Source organism: Natronolimnobius baerhuensis (genome assembly GCF_002177135.1).
GTDB classification, from domain to species: Archaea; Halobacteriota; Halobacteria; order Halobacteriales; family Natrialbaceae; genus Natronolimnobius; species Natronolimnobius baerhuensis.
Genome location: NZ_MWPH01000001.1, coordinates 859,655 through 875,954, shown reverse-complemented (window position 1 = coordinate 875,954; position 16,300 = coordinate 859,655). Strand labels below are relative to the sequence as shown.

The following is a 16,300-nucleotide window of genomic DNA, read 5'->3' as shown; positions in this document are numbered from 1 at the left end:
GCGGTGTAAGCGATGCCTGTCACGACACCACCACTCGTATCGACCCCATCACTAAAGGTCCTGTTCGGGTTATACGATCTAATGCGCGTATGGTTGATGATCGGGGGATCACTGACTGGGAACCGTTGTCTCATATGATCAGTGCAGGACCATCGTTGTCGATCCGGTCACTCTCGAGACACCACTCGAGTCCAACAGGCGTCGACTCGTTCCTCGAAGAGTATTCAGCAGCGTACACCTTCTATGGTGCAGGGAAGGTAGCACTGCGCGACGGACTCGCCGGACTCGTCGAACCGGGCGAAAACGTCCTCATTCCGGCATACGTCCCAGATGCCGTCGTCGAGCCGTTTCACGAACTCGGCCTCGAGTCGCGATACTATCGTGTCGAATCCTCGTTCGCGCCGAATTTCGTCGACGTCGAGCAACGCATCGACGCCAACACGGCGGCTATCATGTCGGTCAACTACTTCGGATTTCCACAGCCCGGACTCGAGGAACTCCACCGACTCGTCGATGAGTACGACTGCTATCACATTGATGACAATGCTCATGCCCCATTGAGCGTCGACAATGGGACACTACTCGGAACCCGTGGCCATCTTGGGATCACGAGCCTCTGGAAACTCCTGCCGGTTCCAAACGGCGCAGTGCTCTTTCAAAACGATGCTGAGACCATCGAGAACTTCCAGCCATCACCGATTGCCGGCGTTCGCGATGGACTCGACGTCTCCGACTGCCAGTTTATCGTCAAATCTGTCGTCCAGAACCTCCTCGATGGGAACGAAACGATTCGTGACTCGCTCGATGCCATGTTTGCAACTGAGGACGATGACACCCCAGCAGTTGGCGGCCCACACGAACGGTACGAGGAAGGCAAACGACAGATGTCACGACTCACTGCCCATATCCTCGAGGAATCGACTCCAGACACGATTCGAACCCGCCGCCGGACGAACTATCAGACCTGGCAGCGACTGCTCGCCAGCCGCGACGACCTCGAGTTCGTCTATGACTCTCTGCCACGTGGCATCTGCCCGCAGGCGATGCCCGTTCGAGCCGACGAGCCACAGCAGTTCCTGACGGAACTCCAGCGCGCCGGGGCTGGCGGCGCATACAACTGGCCGCGACTCTCTCGGAGTGTTCTCGAGGACCCTGCCTACGAGGTGGCAACCCGTCTCTCGAGAGAAATCGTCGCACTGCCAGTCCACCAGCACGTCGATGCAGCCGCAATAGAAGACGTCGGAACACAGCTTCGGCGCTGACGGTGACTAATTCGTTTGCTCATCTCCGCTATCCTCACCAGACATTACTGGCTCATCCTCGGGGGGAACGAGCGCTGACCGAACGTCCGCCTCGAGGCCGTAGGTTCGCTGGTCGGTCCGACTGAGGAGCCCTTCACTTCGCAACTCCGAGAGGAGACTCTGGACGGCGACAGTCGACCGGTCGACCTGTTCGGCAAGCGGCACAACCTCGAGTGGCCCCTCGCGGACGAGAACGGCGAGAATCGCCTCGGTCGTCTCGAGTGAACACTGCGAGCGCTCGCTTGCACGCTCGAGTTCGGTGTCGACTGACTCTGTCTCGAGGCGGTCGGCGAGCGTCGAAATCGCTGTCGACCACTGTCCCGATGGACTCGCAGTTTGAGTCCGTCTTCGAGGTCGGGAGTCTGCGCCCTGACTCGAGTCTGGCTCGCTGTCGGCGTGGGTGAGGTCGGCGTAGCCACGGGTTGCTGCCTGACGGTCGTCGTCAGTTGCTGCATCCTCGCCAGCGACTGTGATCGAGTCGTCGTTGGTCTCGTCACGCTCGAGATTCCGTTCACGACTCACGGTCGGCCAGTTGCCACCTTCGTAACCCGAAAGTGGCCCGGCAGTTGCGTCCGTCCCGCGTGCGCTGCTGGCGCGGTCTCCATCCTGTTGACCGGCGACCACCAGTTCCGAATCATCGTCTTCGTTGTCGACATCCGTATAGCCGAACTCGAGTGGATCGCCACTCACCTGGAGAATCTCCTCGGCCGCATCAGCGTCAAGTTCGTTGGCCGCCGCCCGCGATGCCAACTCCTGAAGTTGCTCGCGAAGGCTCTGGTTCACCTCGCGAAGACGACGAATCGTCTCCGCTCGCGACTCGAGGTCGCCCTCCAAGGTTTCAATGCGCTGGTCGCGCGTCTCGAGGGTCTCCTCGAGGTCGTCGCGTTCGTCCTCGAGTGCAAGAATTTCGTCGTGAAGTCGGCGTTCGCCGTCGTCACCCGTTGGCAGTTGCGTCTGGAATAGTTCGGGCTTGGTCAGCGCATCAGCCATCTGCTTTGCGGCGTTCGAAATATCGCGTGCGGACTCGAGGTCGTCCTCTAAGGTCTCGATGCGTTTCTCTTTTTTCTCGAGTTCGTTCTCGAGTTCGAGGATGCGACTTTCTTCCTGTTCTTTACGCTCGGAGATGTTCTGGAGGTCGCCGACGAGCGCTTCCGAAACGGACTTGAGTTCGGGTCGTTCGAAGTCGTCGAGTCCCGGCGTTGCGCCGGCGTCGAAGGTTCGTTTGCGCCGGAACTGGACCTTTTGGACCTCGACATTTGTCCAGTCGGTCTGGACGAACCCCTGTCCGTCGCCCAACTCGGAGACGAGTTCCGAGTACTCGGTGTCGATAATTCGGCCGACAACGTTCGTATCGTTGTCCCAGGTTAGGCGATGCCAGACGAGCCAGTTCGCCTGCGTGATGAAGTCCTTCTTGACGTCGGCGGGGCGCTGGCTGATGCCGACGATACCGAGGCCGTGTTTCCGGCCGCGCTTGCTGATCTTGATCAGGAGATTGCCCGTCTCGCCGACGCCGCCACCTTCGGGAATGTACTCGTGAACCTCCTCGACGACGAGCAAGAACGGCTTCTTCAGTTTCTTTTCCTTGACGAACAGCTGCTGGGCGACCTTCTTGATGAGTTCGTCCGCCACGCCCTCGTCGAGATACCCCGACACGTCGAGGATGATCGGCACGTTCTCCTCGAGTGCAAGCGCCGCCATCTGTTCGGCGTGTTCGGGGCCGATCTGAATGTCACACTCTTCGTCCGCGCCCGCGTGGAGCATTTCGTACTCCTCTTTGAGGCCGTAGTACTCGCCGTCCGTGTCGATGATCAGGAGGGGGAAGCCAGCCTCGAGCAGTTCCTCGGCGATCACCGAGGCGGTGTTTGACTTCCCAGACCCGGATTTCCCGGTGACGAATCCGCGTCCGGTCAGCAGTTCGACGACGGGGAGCCACAGGTCGTGGCCGTCGTCCGTCTCGCCGACGAGAACCTTCCGTTGCTCGTCGTCGCTCACCGCATCCTCACCTCGAGCGGGGCCGCGTCGTTCATGCTACATACAGTTCGAACGCGGTCCCTTGAACGTTGGCCTCATGGGCGATACCATGGTGGGTGTGCACACACTACAACAACAATTATGTCAATTGCGCATAATCGTTGAAACAGGTTCGCTGATCGATGATCCCGAAAACGCTCACTCGCCACAATGGCCTGCTTGCACTCGCGGCGAGCAGTGGGCGTTGCACCCGTTATGGCCTCGGCACCTGGCTCGAGGCCATCGGCCGTGGACGGGATCTCGGTCACGCACTCCACTCGAGTTCGATTGGAGTCGCAATCGCGTCCGTCCGCGCCGTATAATCGTCGCTGGCCGGACGGAACCGATGACGCCGTTTTTCGGAGTCTCTCACCGCTGACGGGTGGTCCCGTCTGCGTGTTCTACGTCCGGCCAGCGGGGATGCCGTCCCCGTAGTGTACTGGCCACCACGCGAGCGCCGACCAGCGCTCGAGCGTCGAGTTCGACTCTCGACGGGGACCTATGACCGCACTCACACTGCAGGTCGAGGTATCGCTTACCGTTCGCGTTCCACTCAGCGCCACGGGGAGCCTCGCCGACGGCGCACTGGTCGTCGTCGAACGCGTCGACACCGTCGACCACGTCGCCGATGTCGACATCAAGCAGGTCTCACCAAGTCTCAACGATACGACCGTCGCACTCGACGCTCGAGTGGCCTTCACCGACGCCGAAACCGTCGCCTGCTGCGAGCGTGCCCTCGAGGACGGGTTCGGCGTGAAGTGCGTCGACCGAGTGGAAGCGGTCGAACCGGACGCGCCGCCGGTGATGGAGGTGGGCTAACACGAACGCCGTCACGAGAGCAGATAGTAAAATCGCGATTAAGCTAATCACGATTAAGCTAATCGTCAGTATTTTCGTCTGTGGCCTCGGAGTGTGTGTATGTCCCATCCGCAGTTCGTCAATCGCGAGGACGAACTCGAACTGTTGCGGTCGCGGTTTGACCGGGAGACGGCCGATTTGCTCGTTGTGTACGGGCGTCGCCGACTCGGCAAAAGCGCACTCGTTCGTGAGGCAATCGGTGAGCGCGACGATGCCGTATACTGGCAGGCAACCGAAGAGACTGCAGCCGTCCAACTCGAGGACTTCGTCGAAACGGCCAGCGAGACGGTTCCCCTCATCGAGGATCTCAAACGCGACTGGGAGACAGTGTTGCGAACGCTCGGCCAGCAGGATACTATCGTTATCCTCGATGAGTTTCCATACCTAATCGAATCGGATGAGTCCCTGCCGTCGAAACTCCAGCGAGTCTGGGACATGCACCTCGAGGAGACGTCGATGACGCTCGTTCTCGTCGGCTCGTCGATCAGCATCATGGAAGAGAAAGTGCTGGGCGGCGGCAGTCCGCTGTACGGTCGACGAACCGGGGCAATTGACTTACCACCGCTCGAGTTTGGGGACGCGCGGCGGTTCTATCCGAACTCGGAACCTGACTCGATCATCCGGTCGTGGGGCGTCTTCGGTGGAACGCCGTACTATCTACAGGCGCTGACGCAGTCGAGTACCCTCGCGGAAAATATCCAGACACATATTCTGTCGGAACACGGCGTCTTGCACAACGAACCCGAGTTCCTCCTTCGGACGGAGTTTGGCATTCGGGACCCACAAACCTACTATACGATTCTTCGGGCCATCGCCACGGGCAAACGCGAGGTGAGTGAAATTGCCGGGTTCGCTGGAATCGAATCGAATTCGGTGGGTTCGTACCTCTCGAAGCTCCGCCGACTGCGACTCATTGAACGAGATACCCCGGTTACGGCGAATCCGCAAACGACCAGAAAGAGTCGTTATCGACTCCGGGAACCGCTGTTTCAGTTCTGGTTCCAGTACGTCTACGGGCAGCAAGCAAAACTCGCCCAACTTGGCGATGACGCCTACGAGCAACTCGTCGAGCCGACGTTCTCGTCCTATATGGGCACCATGTTCGAACGAGTGTGCCAGCAAGCGCTCCCGGAACTCGTCCCAAAAACGTATCACGGCATCGGCTACTGGTGGCACGATCACCACGAACTCGATGTCGTCGGACTCGGCGGCGATGGCACGCTCGTCGCTGGCGAGTGTAAGTACACAACCCGACCAATGGATGAGGGTGATCTGGCCGACCTCGAGCGCAGCACCGCACAGATTCGGTGGACGCCACCGAACGGTGGCGAGTCGACACCGCAGTACTGCTGTTTCTGTCGATCCGGCTTTTCTGAGGGGTTGCAACAGACGGCTGCAGAACGAGACGACATCTCACTATTCACCCCGACGGACATCGTGAACGCCTACCGGTGACGCCTACGCCGCGTCGCTCGAGTCGCCTTCCTCTTGTGGCGCGTCATCGTCCTCGTCTGCTGACTCATCCGTTCGCTCGACCGTCTGTTCGCGGACGGTCATCCCTTTTCGACCGAGGTGCTGGAGTTGCCGGCGGGCGAAATCCTCCTCGCGCGTGCCACGCGTCGCGAGCACGTAGACTAGCGCGCCGCCGGCGGGGCGCATCGTCCGGCCGGCACGCTGTGTGCCCTGTCGACGGGACCCGCCCAGTCCGGACGCGACAATCGCCAGATCCGCCGTCGGGAGGTCGATCCCCTCGTCACCGACTCGAGAAATAATCAGTAGGTCGCGTTCGTTGCGCCGGAACTCCTCGAACAGCCGGCGGCGCTCGTGATGGCGCGTTTCGCCGCTGATGAAGGGTGCCTCGAGCGCGTCGGCGAGTTCGTGGCCCTGATCCAGATAGTCGACGAAGACGAGCGCCCTCGAGTCGGGATGAGCCGAGAGCAGATAGCGAACCTCGTCGATCTTCCCTCGATTCTCGGCGGCGATGCGGTACTTCTTGCGGCCCTCAGCTGAGACGTAGGCGTTTTGCTGTTCGTCCTCGCCCCACGGCACGTAGCGAATCTCGAGTTCGGGTTCGGCGACGAAACCGGCCTCAAAGAGGGCCTGCCAGTCGGTGCCGATTGGTGGGCCAACGAGGGTGAAGATCTCTTTCTGCCGGTCGTCTTCCCGGATCGGGCTCGCCGAGAGGCCAAGGCGATGTCGGGACTGCAGGCGGGTACTCCGGCGGTAGACGTCGCTCGGAACGTGCTGGCACTCGTCGAAAACCACCAGTCCCCACTCGCGGTCGTCGAACAGCGAGCGGTGGCGATCCATCCCCGCGATCTGGTAGGTCGCGATGGTGACGGGGCGGACGTTCTTCTGACCGCCGTGATACTGACCGATCTGGTGGGACTCGAGCGTCGTGTACTCCTCAATCGTCTCGGCCCATTGGCGAGCGAGGTCGCGACTCGGCACCAGAATCAGGGTTTCGCCGCCGACGTGTGCCATCGCGCCCATCGCGGCCACGGTTTTCCCGCTTCCTGGTGGGCCGACGAAGACGCCCTCGCCCGACTCGGCGAAGTGGTCGACCCACGTCTGTTGATAGTCCCGAAGCGACACCGCGAGGTCGATCTCGAGCCCGTCGCCCGACTCGAGGTCGCGATGATCCTGGACGGGGTAGCCCGCCTCGTAGAGAATGCGCTTGATCGCGGCCTCGGAGCCCTCGTGAACCCAATCTTCGGTTTCCGAGATGGGGGCGTGGACGTGTTCCTCGTCCAATTTCTGCCGGGCGACGTTGCCCATGACCTCGGGTGTCTCCGCCTCGAGCACGGTGTAGCCGTCGTCGTGCGTGTAGAGTCGGAACTGGTGGGCGCGGGTCCACTGGCTCTGGACCCACTCCTCGAGCGGGTCGGATCGCTGGCCGAGTGCCTGGCGCATCGTTCGCGCGAGGTCCGCGAAGTTGTCGTGGGGGGCCTGCCAGATATCTTCGGGTCTGAGCGCGTAGCGATACCCCTCCTCGCCGTTTGCATCCTCGAGATGGGCGAACTGGGCGAGTTGGGCGCGCGTGAACTGGTCCGGCCGGTCGACGACGATTTCGCGCCGTTTCGGAAAGACGACGACTCGCTCGCGCTCGGTCAGGTCCTCGAGTTCACTCGGATACCAGACGACCGGATCGTTCGAGACGGAGCGGCGCTCAAGGTCGCCACGCTCGGCGAGGGTATCGAGTTGCTCGTGTACCGTGTCATGGGGCAACTCGAGCGTTCGGGCCACTGCGCCGGCGGTGAGCACCGGAGTGCCCTCGCGCTGGCTGGCCTCGTGAAAGTCTGCAATCGTCAGTTCGTCCTCGCTGTCCGTCGACTCGGCAGCCGAGTCGGTCTCCTCGGTCTGCTCGTCTGTCGACGAGGGCGACGCCGACGGCGCTGTCGAACGTTCGTCAGTCACTGCCGAGCCTACCAGCGGCGCGAGTAAACCGATTTCGCTTGGCCGGTCGTGTGTGCCTACAGCGACGGCTAGCCATCCACGGTATTACTACGCTGTGGGAACTCCCGACCCGTTTAGGTTCCATTCGGCGAGTCTCATCTGCATGTCAACGTCGACGACGGACCACCTTGGTCCGAACGGAGAGCGCCCCTCGAGCATCCGGGGACGATATCAGTCCCTGCTCTGGGCGTCGATGGACAGGTTGGGTATCGCCGACAGCCTCGAGCGAAAGATGATGGCCGCAGTCGTCTTGCAGTTTTGCTCGACGCTTGCCGTCTTCGCGCTCCCCATCGTCTTTCTCGGACCGACCGAGGCGTTTGCCGTGTTCCCGACGGCACAGATCGCACTGACGGGCGTCGTCTTCGTCCTCGCCGTCGCCGCCTTCGTCAACACGCTGGTGATCACTCGCGAAGACGTGATCAGCCCGCTCGAGCGCCTGCGGGCAGACGCCGACCGAATCGCAAGCGGCGACCTTGAGGAGCGCCCGGCCGACCCCACACAGGCCGACGAAATCGGTGAATTACAGGCGTCGTTCACCGACATGCATGACTCGCTGACGACCGTTGCGGCGCAGGCCGATGCGCTCGCTCGCGAGGAGTTTGACGCATCCGTCCTCGCCCAGCGTGTCCCCGGCGAGTTCGGCGACTCGCTCGAGAGGATGCAGACCGGCCTCGAGAGCCGGATCGATGACCTCGAGGAGAGTCGCGAGCGGATCGAACGCCAGCGCGAGCGTGTCGAACAGCGAAACGCAGCCCTCGAGGCCGATGCCGAACGAATTCGTGCCGTCCTCCAGCAGTGCGCCGAGGGAGACTTCACCCGGCGTGTCTCACTCGAGAGCGACCACGATGCGATGGCCGACATCGCGACCGGACTGAACGCGACGCTCGACGATCTCGAGGCGACGATTTCTGAGATTCAGTCACTGGCAGACGAAGTCGACAACGTCGGAACGGAGGTCTCGACGAGTATCACGGAGATCGAACGCGCGAGCGAAGCGGTGAGCGAGTCAGCTGATGAAATCTCGAGCGCCACCGACGAGCAAAACGACCGATTCGAGGGCGTGCTTGACGAGATGAGTGCGCTCTCGGCAACAATCGAGGAAATCGCTTCGACTGCAGACGGCGTCGCCGAGGTCTCAGATCACGCCGCAGACAGCGCTCGAGACGGCCGACAGACAGCAGATGAGGCACTGGACGCACTCGAGCGACTCGAGGACCGATCTACGGAAATTGTCGACCGAATCGAGCAATTGGACGAGGAACTGGCCGAGGTGAGCAACATCGCCGATCTGATCGATGGCATCGCGGAGGAAACGAACCTGCTTGCAGTCAATGCCTCAATCGAGGCGGCACGGGCGGGCGGCGACGGCAGCCGATTCGCTGTCGTCGCGGACGAAATCCGCTCGCTCGCGGAAGAGACGAGCGACGCGACGACCGAGGTCGACGCCATCGTCACCGACGTTCAGGAATCTGCTCGAGCGAGCGCGGCGGAGGTCCAGTCGATGCAGGAGGAACTGCTCGATGGAACGGAGACGATTGCGGAGAGTCTGTCAGTGTTGACGACGGTTGCAGATCGCGTCCAGGAGGCAAACGAGGGCGTGCAGTCGATCAACGACGCGACGGACGAACAGGCGACCACGAGCCAGCAGGTCGTGGCGATGGTCGACGACGCGACCGACCAAAGCGAGCAGACACTCCAAGAGACGACCAGTGTGGCGGCGGCCGCCGAGGAACAGACTGCCACAATCGGCGAACTCTCAGATGCGGCAGGATCGCTCTCGCAGACGGCCACGGAACTCAACAGTCAGGTTGCGGCGTTCACGGTCGAGCAGTCGTAGGCCAAGTGGTCGAAGCTATATCTGGCTGGCCGTCCTATCTATAGGTATGCTCCGCGCCATCCTTCCAGAGGGCCAGATCGTCTGTGAACGATACGAGCGAGATAAACAGGGACTCGAACTCTACGACGAAGACGATGAGTTCGTCGCGTTCGTCCCGTATGCGAACCTCCACGCACTGGTCGACGAAGAGACCTACGGCAGTGACGAACGGTCGATAATGTAGTGCCCTGGTGAGAAAAACGGCGTTCTCGAGTCCACGCAGTCACGTCGTCGCCGGTGACCGATCAATCGCCTCGAGTTGCTCGCGGTACCTATTTCTGACAGTGACGACGGTTGTCTGGGCAGTTTCTGCGACGGCGCGTTGTGGAATCGTCTCCTCACAGAGTAAGCCAGCAGCGTAGATCGCTGCGGCGGCGAAACCGGTCGGTGACTTGCCCGAGTGCAGTCCCTGATCGGTCGTCTCGTCGATGATCTCGACGGCCATCGTCTCGACGTCTTTGCCAACGTCGAGTTCCGAGCAAAATCGCGGCACGAACTGGCGCGGATTCGTCGGCTCGAGATTGATGTTGAGTTCGTCGGCAATATAGCGATACGTCCGGCCAATCTCTCGCTGATCGACGCGGGAAACAGCGGTTACTTCCTCGAGACTGCGCGGAATGTCTTCCTTACGGCAGGCCGTGTAGAGTGCGCTCGTCGCGACACCTTCGATTGATCGGCCGCGGATGAGATCCTGCTCGAGTGCGCGGCGGTAAATGACGCTTGCCGTTTCTTTGACAGGGTCTGGGACGCCGAGTGCGCTGACCATGCGGTCGATTTCTGAGAGCGCGTATTTCAGGTTGCGCTCGCCTGCGTTTTTGGTGCGAATGCGTTCTTGCCAGACCCGGAGTCGGTGGATTTGGCCCTGCTTGTCGGCGGACATCGTGTGGCCGTTGGCGTCTTTGTTGCGCCAATCGATAGTCGTCGTCAGGCCACGGTCGTGCATCGATTGGGTGAGTGGCGCGCCCACGCGTGAGAGTTCATCGTGTTCTTGGGCGTTGAACGCCCGCCACTCGGGGCCGTAGTCGATTGGGTCTTCGGTGAGAACGAGCCCACACTCTTCACAGACGCGTTCGCCGCGATCCGGATCGTGAATTATCGTATCGGTTTCACAGTCGGGACACAGCTCAGCCGCCGTCTCTGTGGTCTCACTTCTGGCGTTATTGATAACGGACTGTGTCATCAGTAGGTTTCCAACCCGTGCTGACACTGTAAGGGGCTCACATGGTTTCACAAGAAACTCCGACTTACGAATGCCGGTTTCTGCATAGCAGGTATATATACCTCGTGCCAGCACTTCGTACGTTACAATCACGATTGCGGACCCACCAATTACCACAGACTGTCCACACAGTACTGGTGCCTTGAATACCCTATAGAAAACGACACGAAGGCCCTGATCGTCCGCTCAAACGATCAGGACTCGCGTCGAGATTGTGTCCCATCGATTGTCATCGGGCGAAGCAACCCCGCTAGATCACTTCGACCCAGTGCGAACAACGTGAACACACATCATGAATGCTATTCATCGTTCCGTTGCGGTCTCCGCATAAATCAGCAATTCACCGTGTAAATCCTCATTTCGGTGTCGAACCGTCAATCGCACTTATGTCGGTGGGGACAAACGTTCGTTCAAATTCCGTCTCGGCACCGTATAGTATGTCCCCACCTCACCCACTCCTCAAATCACCTGCCTCGTCCGTACGCTGGCGATACACGCCTGCAAGCACCTGCTATGCCGACGATACTCCCCCGCCGACTCGCCAGTCGGTTCCTCGGGACTCAAGCTGGGGACCACCACAAGCAAGAAGTCGGTCCGTACCGACTTTGCAGCCGGTGCGAAACGTGGCCGTGTTTAAGAGTTTCAGTGTTGGTGTACAACTTGGTGTGTCAATCGTGACTACGAATCGCCGTTCGGAAGTACAGCGGCCGCTGTTAGACCGACAGCACGGTGGTAGGTCGTCCCCAACCCCCGATTTCGACTATCGACGGCTCTCCAACATTTACATGACAATGAATCAGCTCAAAACACCGACTAACGGAGGCAGAAACTAATGTCATCAGTCGATACCTCCCTCCCTGATGAACTCGCCTCGTCAGCCCCCGAAGACGACGACGAATCCCTCTCAAAGGACGTCATTTTCGAACTGCTTAAGAATCGCCGTCGTCGCGAAGTCCTGACGTATCTCCTCGAGGCAGAAGAGACTGTGACACTCGGTGAACTCGCCGAACAGATCGCTGCCTGGGAGAACGATACGGACGTCAACGCGCTCAGTTCCGATCAGCGAAAGCGGGTCTATGTTGCACTCTATCAGACACATCTGCCGAAGATGGACGATGCGGGTATCGTTGAGTACGACCAGGATCGCGGACTGATCTCACTGTCAGATAACGCTGACTTGCTGATGATGTATCTCGATACAGACTCCCATCAGCAAGATCGGTGGGACCGCTGGTACGCCGTCACCAGCGTTGTTGGGGCGACCGTTCTCGGGTCATCGCTGGTAGGCGTGCCACTTCTCTCTGCTGTGTCTCCCCTTGCAGTAGCTGGCGTTGTCATTGCCGCATTCATTGGCCTGTCAGCCGTTCATGCAACGCTAAACCACCAGCGCGAACAGACAGTCAACGGAAAACTCTCACGCATCGATTAACGGCTCCGTCACGACGTCGCCTGTTCACTGATTGGTGTCCGCAACTTCACGTTCCGACGGTTTCGCACCGATTGCTGGGAGTGACTCACTATCAAATCAATTCGAGAAGAACTTTTACTCACGGCGCTCATAGGTCGAGTTGGCTCCCGGCGACCGTCATCCAGTACCGGAACAGTTCGCGTGCCAGCCTGCTGTTCCCGACGCGGGAGCCCTTTCATTCATCGGAACCACATCTCGAGCGACGGCCGATTTCAGACGGACCACTGGTATAGTAACAACTGCAACTATGTACACACTGATCGCCGAGCTGTCTGGCGATCAAGTGTGTATTGACTTGCAGTGGCTACTATAGTCACGGAATTCTCGTCGCGAGCCGACTGTTTCTGTCGGGCGGAGACTCCTGCTGGTCTCCCAGCGTACACGACGACCAGCGAAAACGAAACCGCGACCGCAAACGCATCTCGTCTCTCCCGTTGACTCGAGCGGCGAGTTATTGGTCGCGTGCGTTGTACTGGACGTCGACGGATGCGTCACCAAGCAGCGTGAAGTCCTCGATATCGCCGTCGAACCAGTAGGCATCGAGCCAGTTGCCGACTGCACCGCGGACGGACTGGCCTTCGATGACGTCTTCCTCGTCAATCGATGCGCCGCGGTAGTCAGATTTGACGACTGCGCCGCTGACCTCGAACGCGTAGGTACTTGCACCATCATCGTCCGTGCCATCGATAACGAGTGCGTGTGGCAGGAGTTCGTAATCGCCGTACTCGCTCGGGTCGATTTCGTCGCCGTCGACGGCAATTGTCGCCTCGCCCTCGGTAATCGTGACGTCCGTAATCGCACCGGCAAAGCGGAACGTCTGGCTCCCATCACTGACTGCGCTCTGGACGGTCGATCCTGAGATAATCGTCGCCTCCTCTGTCGGATCGTCGTCCGACTCGAAGTCGATCTCGCCGTCGACTGTGATCTCGAAACTTGTTGGGACGCCCGTGCCCTCGACCTCGAGAACGTGTGGCAGATCCTCGCCGAACTCTGCGGGGTCGATTGCCTCGTCGTTGACCAGAATCGTTCCCGGTCCGTCAACGGTGAGCTGTGTGATCTCGCCGTTGAAGCGGAACGCGTCCTTCCAGTCGGCGACGCTGCCGTGGACGAAGCCGTCTTCGATGACGTCTTCGTCGTCGATGGATGCGCCCTCGTAGTTCGATTTCTCGACGTCGCCGTCGACGTCGAACTCGTAGCGCGTCGCGCCCGAGTCGTCTCCCTCGATGAGAATGACGTTCTCGAGAACGTCATCGAAATCGGCGGGATCGACGGATTCGCCGTTGACGCGGACTTCCGCCTCTCCGTCGACGGTCAGGCGTTCGATTTCGCCCGCAAACCGCCAGGCGTCGCGGTAGTCCGCGACGGTGCCTTCGGCGTGGGTGCCGGTAACGGTCGCGCCCTCGTCGATTGTCGCATCCTCGTCAGTACTCGGTTCGACCTCGTCGCTGACGACGAACTCGTAGCTCGTCGCGCTAGTCGTTCCGTCACCGTCGAAGACGACGACGTTCGGCAGGTCGTGGTCGTCGTCGATGTCGTCTTCTGCTTCGTTCCCGTTGTCAGGAGAGCCGCTTGCAGCTCCCGCGGCCGCCTCCTCCGCAGAGGTTGGGACACCGCGTGGCATCGAGAGATCAGCCGAACTCGAGACGCTCGAGCGGTTGAGGCCACCACCGTGGACGTTGCCTTGAACGCCGCCACCGGACATGCGAGCGGAGCCGCTGCCTCGCATGACCATCGCGTGTGCGTACCGGCCGGCCGCGAAGTTGGAGTCGTCGATGGAAACGGTTCCGCCGGGCCAGACCCAGACGGGTCGGCCGGAATCTTCAGTGTAGCCACCCCAGCCGCGTCCGTAGTTGGTGTTGTCGTTGTAGGCGACGCAGTTGACGATGGCGTCGTTTCCGCCGGCGACGCGGTACGTCGAGACACCGTTGTTCTTGCCGTAACAGTTCTCGAAGCGGACGGAGCCGCCGTGTGCGGTGTTTGAACAGTAGAATCCGTTGTTCGGCCAGCCCTGTACGTTCATTTGTCGGAACGTCACGTCACAGGAGGCGTCGCGGTGATAGAACACTGCACCGGGCCCGTGGACGAAGCTTTCGCCCTCTTTGGTCGAGCCATCACCCAAATAGACGTTCTCAATCAGGACGTCACCGCGCGGGGCGGTGATCGAGATCATGAAGCCGTCGCCGCGGTGGAGTCCCTTGAATCCGATATTTCGGATTACGGAGTTCCCACCCTCGACGAGCAGGACGACGCTGTTCCCGTTCGTGAGATCGAACAGTTTGTTCTCGTAGGTTTCGCCTCGGCCAATCCGAATGACCTGCCCGCGTGCGGTGATCTCATCGTAGTCATCGCTGCTTGCAGCGGCCGCACCGGAGAACGCAGCCGCCGCAGTCGTTACGCCCGCAAGGCGCATATACGACCGTCGATTGAGTAATCCAGTATTACCGCCGCTGGCTCCCGTTACCGGGGAGTCAGCATCCGTCTGTTCTGCATCCAGTACCGAAGGTTCGCGTGCCATTGCAAACGGGTAATAATACACTATCGGTATAAACTTTCCGCTCGAGAATATTTAAATTTTGGCTATAGTCACTATTTCCTGAACAAATATACAGGAATTCATGGATAAATGGCCTCAAAATCATATCAAAAACCATCAGGAGACTGTGCGGGTAATACTCTCTTACCCAACAGGAACATGTCACACGTCCCGCCTCGAGCGTAGTAATCATCACTTACACTGGTAGGTATCAAAGAGCAGAACATCATACACTGGCTCGAGGACGCTTCTCGAGCGGGATTTCGTTTGGTCGGGGTCGATTTCACTGCCGGGAGAACTGTGATGAGCACACCTGTTGGTGTCGGTGAAAATCGTCAGGTAGAACGTGTCGTCAGTTGCGAAACTCAGCAGCTCAGCCCAGTGAAATAACCAAAAACGAGACCGCGAACAACGGAGGTGACGCCACCAGCGATTGCGTCAGGGGGACCAGTGGAGGGCGGAACGTGGAGGGAGGCAGCGTCAATGGAGGGCTGCGTCAGCGAGGGACCAATTCGCGTTATTCGCCGAGTGCGGCTTCTTCGGCGCTCGTCGGGACACCATCGGGAACGAACGGCTCCGGTTCGGTGCCCGTCTCCTCGAGTTCGACGCTCGAGCCGGCGTGTTCGGCGATGCCAGCGGTGTCGTCGTATTCACAGTCGATGACGTCGACGGTCGTGCCGTTGCCGTTTGCGCCCGCGTCGATTGCGGTGTGGTGACCGTTCATGTCGATCTGGCAGTTCTCGATTTCGATGGTACCGGGTGCCCAGGCCCAGATCCCACGGCCGGCGTAGTCTTCGTCGTCGACGTAGATGCTCGAGTTCGTCACTTTGCTGCCTTCAGTGGCGAGGCGGAAGTGAGAGACGTGGCAGTTCGCAGCGAAACTCTCGTCGATGTGGAGGGTGCCGCCACCGGCGTTGCCGGGTGCAGAGCCATAGATCGCGTTGTCCGCGAAGCCCTGGATGTTGAGGTGCTGGAAATCGACGTGGCCGGAGTGGTCAGGGTCGACCCAGAAGGCGGTCTGACCGTGGCCGGTCGAGGCACCGTTTCGCTGGTCGGAGCCGTCACCGAGGTAGATATTCTCGATTGTACTCGAGCCACCCTGCTCGCAGACGCCGAACGTCGCGGAGCCGGTGCCGGAGGTGTTTCGGCCGTCGAAGCCGATGTTTCGGATCGTCCAGTCGGAGCCGTAGGCGTTGATGATGATATCACCACCGGTCGACATATCGATGAGTTTGTTCTCCCAGGTGTCACCATCGCCAACCTGGATCGTCTGACCGGTTGCTTCGATAACCTCGTAGTCGTCGTCGGCGGCCGCCGTGCCGACCGCACCGAGTGAGGCTGCACCAGTCGCAACCGCAGCAATCGACTGTACGTAGCTGCGTCGGCTTAATTCGGCATTACGGCCTGTAGTCTGAGAAACGTCCGTCTCGGACGTACGGGGGTACTGCGCCATACACTTTCGTAACCAGCCCTTACACTCATAAACTTTTCTGTGCCATAATGGGTTGAATTTACAGATTGTATTTCTGACTGTTGGAGAATAGTTACAATGTACGACAGATTCTTCACGAATATATGA

At 60.0% G+C, this 16,300-nt stretch carries 12 protein-coding genes; 7 read left to right on the top strand and 5 right to left on the bottom strand.

Annotation, left to right across the window (positions count from 1 at the left end; genetic code table 11):
• Nucleotides 1–134: 134 nt before the first annotated feature.
• Entirely contained in the window at nt 135–1,262 is a 1,128-nt protein-coding gene (locus B2G88_RS04165; RefSeq protein WP_087714296.1) for a DegT/DnrJ/EryC1/StrS family aminotransferase, read from the top strand.
• Nucleotides 1,263–1,268: 6 nt separating this feature from the next.
• On the opposite strand, the gene B2G88_RS04160 is transcribed toward B2G88_RS04165, so the two are convergent.
• Complete coding sequence (locus B2G88_RS04160; RefSeq protein ID WP_087714049.1) at nt 1,269–3,293, bottom strand: ATP-binding protein; 2,025 nt, start codon at nt 3,291–3,293, stop codon at nt 1,269–1,271.
• A 161-nt stretch (nt 3,294–3,454) separates the two neighbouring features.
• On the opposite strand from B2G88_RS04160, the gene B2G88_RS04155 reads away from it, so the two are divergent.
• The 3 genes from B2G88_RS04155 (at nt 3,455) to B2G88_RS04145 (ending at nt 5,624) form a co-directional block, all read left to right on the top strand.
• Nucleotides 3,455–3,634, top strand: coding sequence for a hypothetical protein (locus tag B2G88_RS04155; RefSeq protein WP_054862069.1), 180 nt, complete (start codon nt 3,455–3,457; stop codon nt 3,632–3,634).
• A gap of 178 nt (nt 3,635–3,812) precedes the next feature.
• Nucleotides 3,813–4,130, top strand: a complete 318-nt coding sequence (locus B2G88_RS04150; protein ID WP_054862068.1) for a hypothetical protein — start codon at nt 3,813–3,815, stop codon at nt 4,128–4,130.
• Between the two features lie 99 nt (nt 4,131–4,229).
• Nucleotides 4,230–5,624, top strand: a complete 1,395-nt coding sequence (locus B2G88_RS04145; protein WP_087714048.1) for an ATP-binding protein — start codon at nt 4,230–4,232, stop codon at nt 5,622–5,624.
• Nucleotides 5,625–5,627: 3 nt separating this feature from the next.
• Here the strand turns inward: B2G88_RS04145 and B2G88_RS04140 are convergent, their stop codons facing one another.
• Nucleotides 5,628–7,586, bottom strand: coding sequence for a DEAD/DEAH box helicase (locus B2G88_RS04140; protein WP_087714047.1), 1,959 nt, complete (start codon nt 7,584–7,586; stop codon nt 5,628–5,630).
• A gap of 142 nt (nt 7,587–7,728) precedes the next feature.
• Between B2G88_RS04140 and B2G88_RS04135 the strand changes: the two genes are divergently transcribed.
• Nucleotides 7,729–9,462 carry a methyl-accepting chemotaxis protein gene (locus tag B2G88_RS04135; protein WP_087714046.1) on the top strand — a complete coding sequence of 578 codons (1,734 nt, stop codon included), beginning with the start codon at nt 7,729–7,731 and terminating at the stop codon, nt 9,460–9,462.
• A gap of 46 nt (nt 9,463–9,508) precedes the next feature.
• On the top strand, nt 9,509–9,685 hold the full coding sequence (locus B2G88_RS19425; RefSeq protein WP_176393172.1) for a hypothetical protein: 177 nt from the start codon (nt 9,509–9,511) through the stop codon (nt 9,683–9,685).
• Nucleotides 9,686–9,724: 39 nt separating this feature from the next.
• On the opposite strand, the gene B2G88_RS04130 is transcribed toward B2G88_RS19425, so the two are convergent.
• Nucleotides 9,725–10,681, bottom strand: coding sequence for a transcription initiation factor IIB (locus tag B2G88_RS04130; RefSeq protein ID WP_087714045.1), 957 nt, complete (start codon nt 10,679–10,681; stop codon nt 9,725–9,727).
• 871 nt (nt 10,682–11,552) lie between these two features.
• On the opposite strand from B2G88_RS04130, the gene B2G88_RS04125 reads away from it, so the two are divergent.
• Complete coding sequence (locus tag B2G88_RS04125; RefSeq protein ID WP_054862067.1) at nt 11,553–12,149, top strand: DUF7344 domain-containing protein; 597 nt, start codon at nt 11,553–11,555, stop codon at nt 12,147–12,149.
• Between the two features lie 490 nt (nt 12,150–12,639).
• Here the strand turns inward: B2G88_RS04125 and B2G88_RS04115 are convergent, their stop codons facing one another.
• Both B2G88_RS04115 and B2G88_RS04110 read right to left on the bottom strand, forming a co-directional pair.
• Nucleotides 12,640–14,703 carry a hypothetical protein gene (locus tag B2G88_RS04115; RefSeq protein WP_087714043.1) on the bottom strand — a complete coding sequence of 688 codons (2,064 nt, stop codon included), beginning with the start codon at nt 14,701–14,703 and terminating at the stop codon, nt 12,640–12,642.
• Between the two features lie 535 nt (nt 14,704–15,238).
• Entirely contained in the window at nt 15,239–16,174 is a 936-nt protein-coding gene (locus B2G88_RS04110; protein WP_054862065.1) for a hypothetical protein, read from the bottom strand.
• Between the last annotated feature and the right edge of the window lie 126 nt (nt 16,175–16,300).

What these genes read in the sequence shown, in the direction of transcription:
- B2G88_RS04165 (WP_087714296.1), top strand. Translation starts at nt 135, where the DNA reads ATGATCAGTGCAGGACCATCGTTGTCGATCCGGTCACTCTCGAGACAC.
- B2G88_RS04155 (WP_054862069.1), top strand. Translation starts at nt 3,455, where the DNA reads ATGATCCCGAAAACGCTCACTCGCCACAATGGCCTGCTTGCACTCGCG.
- B2G88_RS04150 (WP_054862068.1), top strand. Translation starts at nt 3,813, where the DNA reads ATGACCGCACTCACACTGCAGGTCGAGGTATCGCTTACCGTTCGCGTT.
- B2G88_RS04145 (WP_087714048.1), top strand. Translation starts at nt 4,230, where the DNA reads ATGTCCCATCCGCAGTTCGTCAATCGCGAGGACGAACTCGAACTGTTG.
- B2G88_RS04135 (WP_087714046.1), top strand. Translation starts at nt 7,729, where the DNA reads ATGTCAACGTCGACGACGGACCACCTTGGTCCGAACGGAGAGCGCCCC.
- B2G88_RS19425 (WP_176393172.1), top strand. Translation starts at nt 9,509, where the DNA reads ATGCTCCGCGCCATCCTTCCAGAGGGCCAGATCGTCTGTGAACGATAC.
- B2G88_RS04130 (WP_087714045.1), bottom strand. Translation starts at nt 10,681, where the DNA reads ATGACACAGTCCGTTATCAATAACGCCAGAAGTGAGACCACAGAGACG.
- B2G88_RS04125 (WP_054862067.1), top strand. Translation starts at nt 11,553, where the DNA reads ATGTCATCAGTCGATACCTCCCTCCCTGATGAACTCGCCTCGTCAGCC.
- B2G88_RS04115 (WP_087714043.1), bottom strand. Translation starts at nt 14,703, where the DNA reads ATGGCACGCGAACCTTCGGTACTGGATGCAGAACAGACGGATGCTGAC.
- B2G88_RS04110 (WP_054862065.1), bottom strand. Translation starts at nt 16,174, where the DNA reads ATGGCGCAGTACCCCCGTACGTCCGAGACGGACGTTTCTCAGACTACA.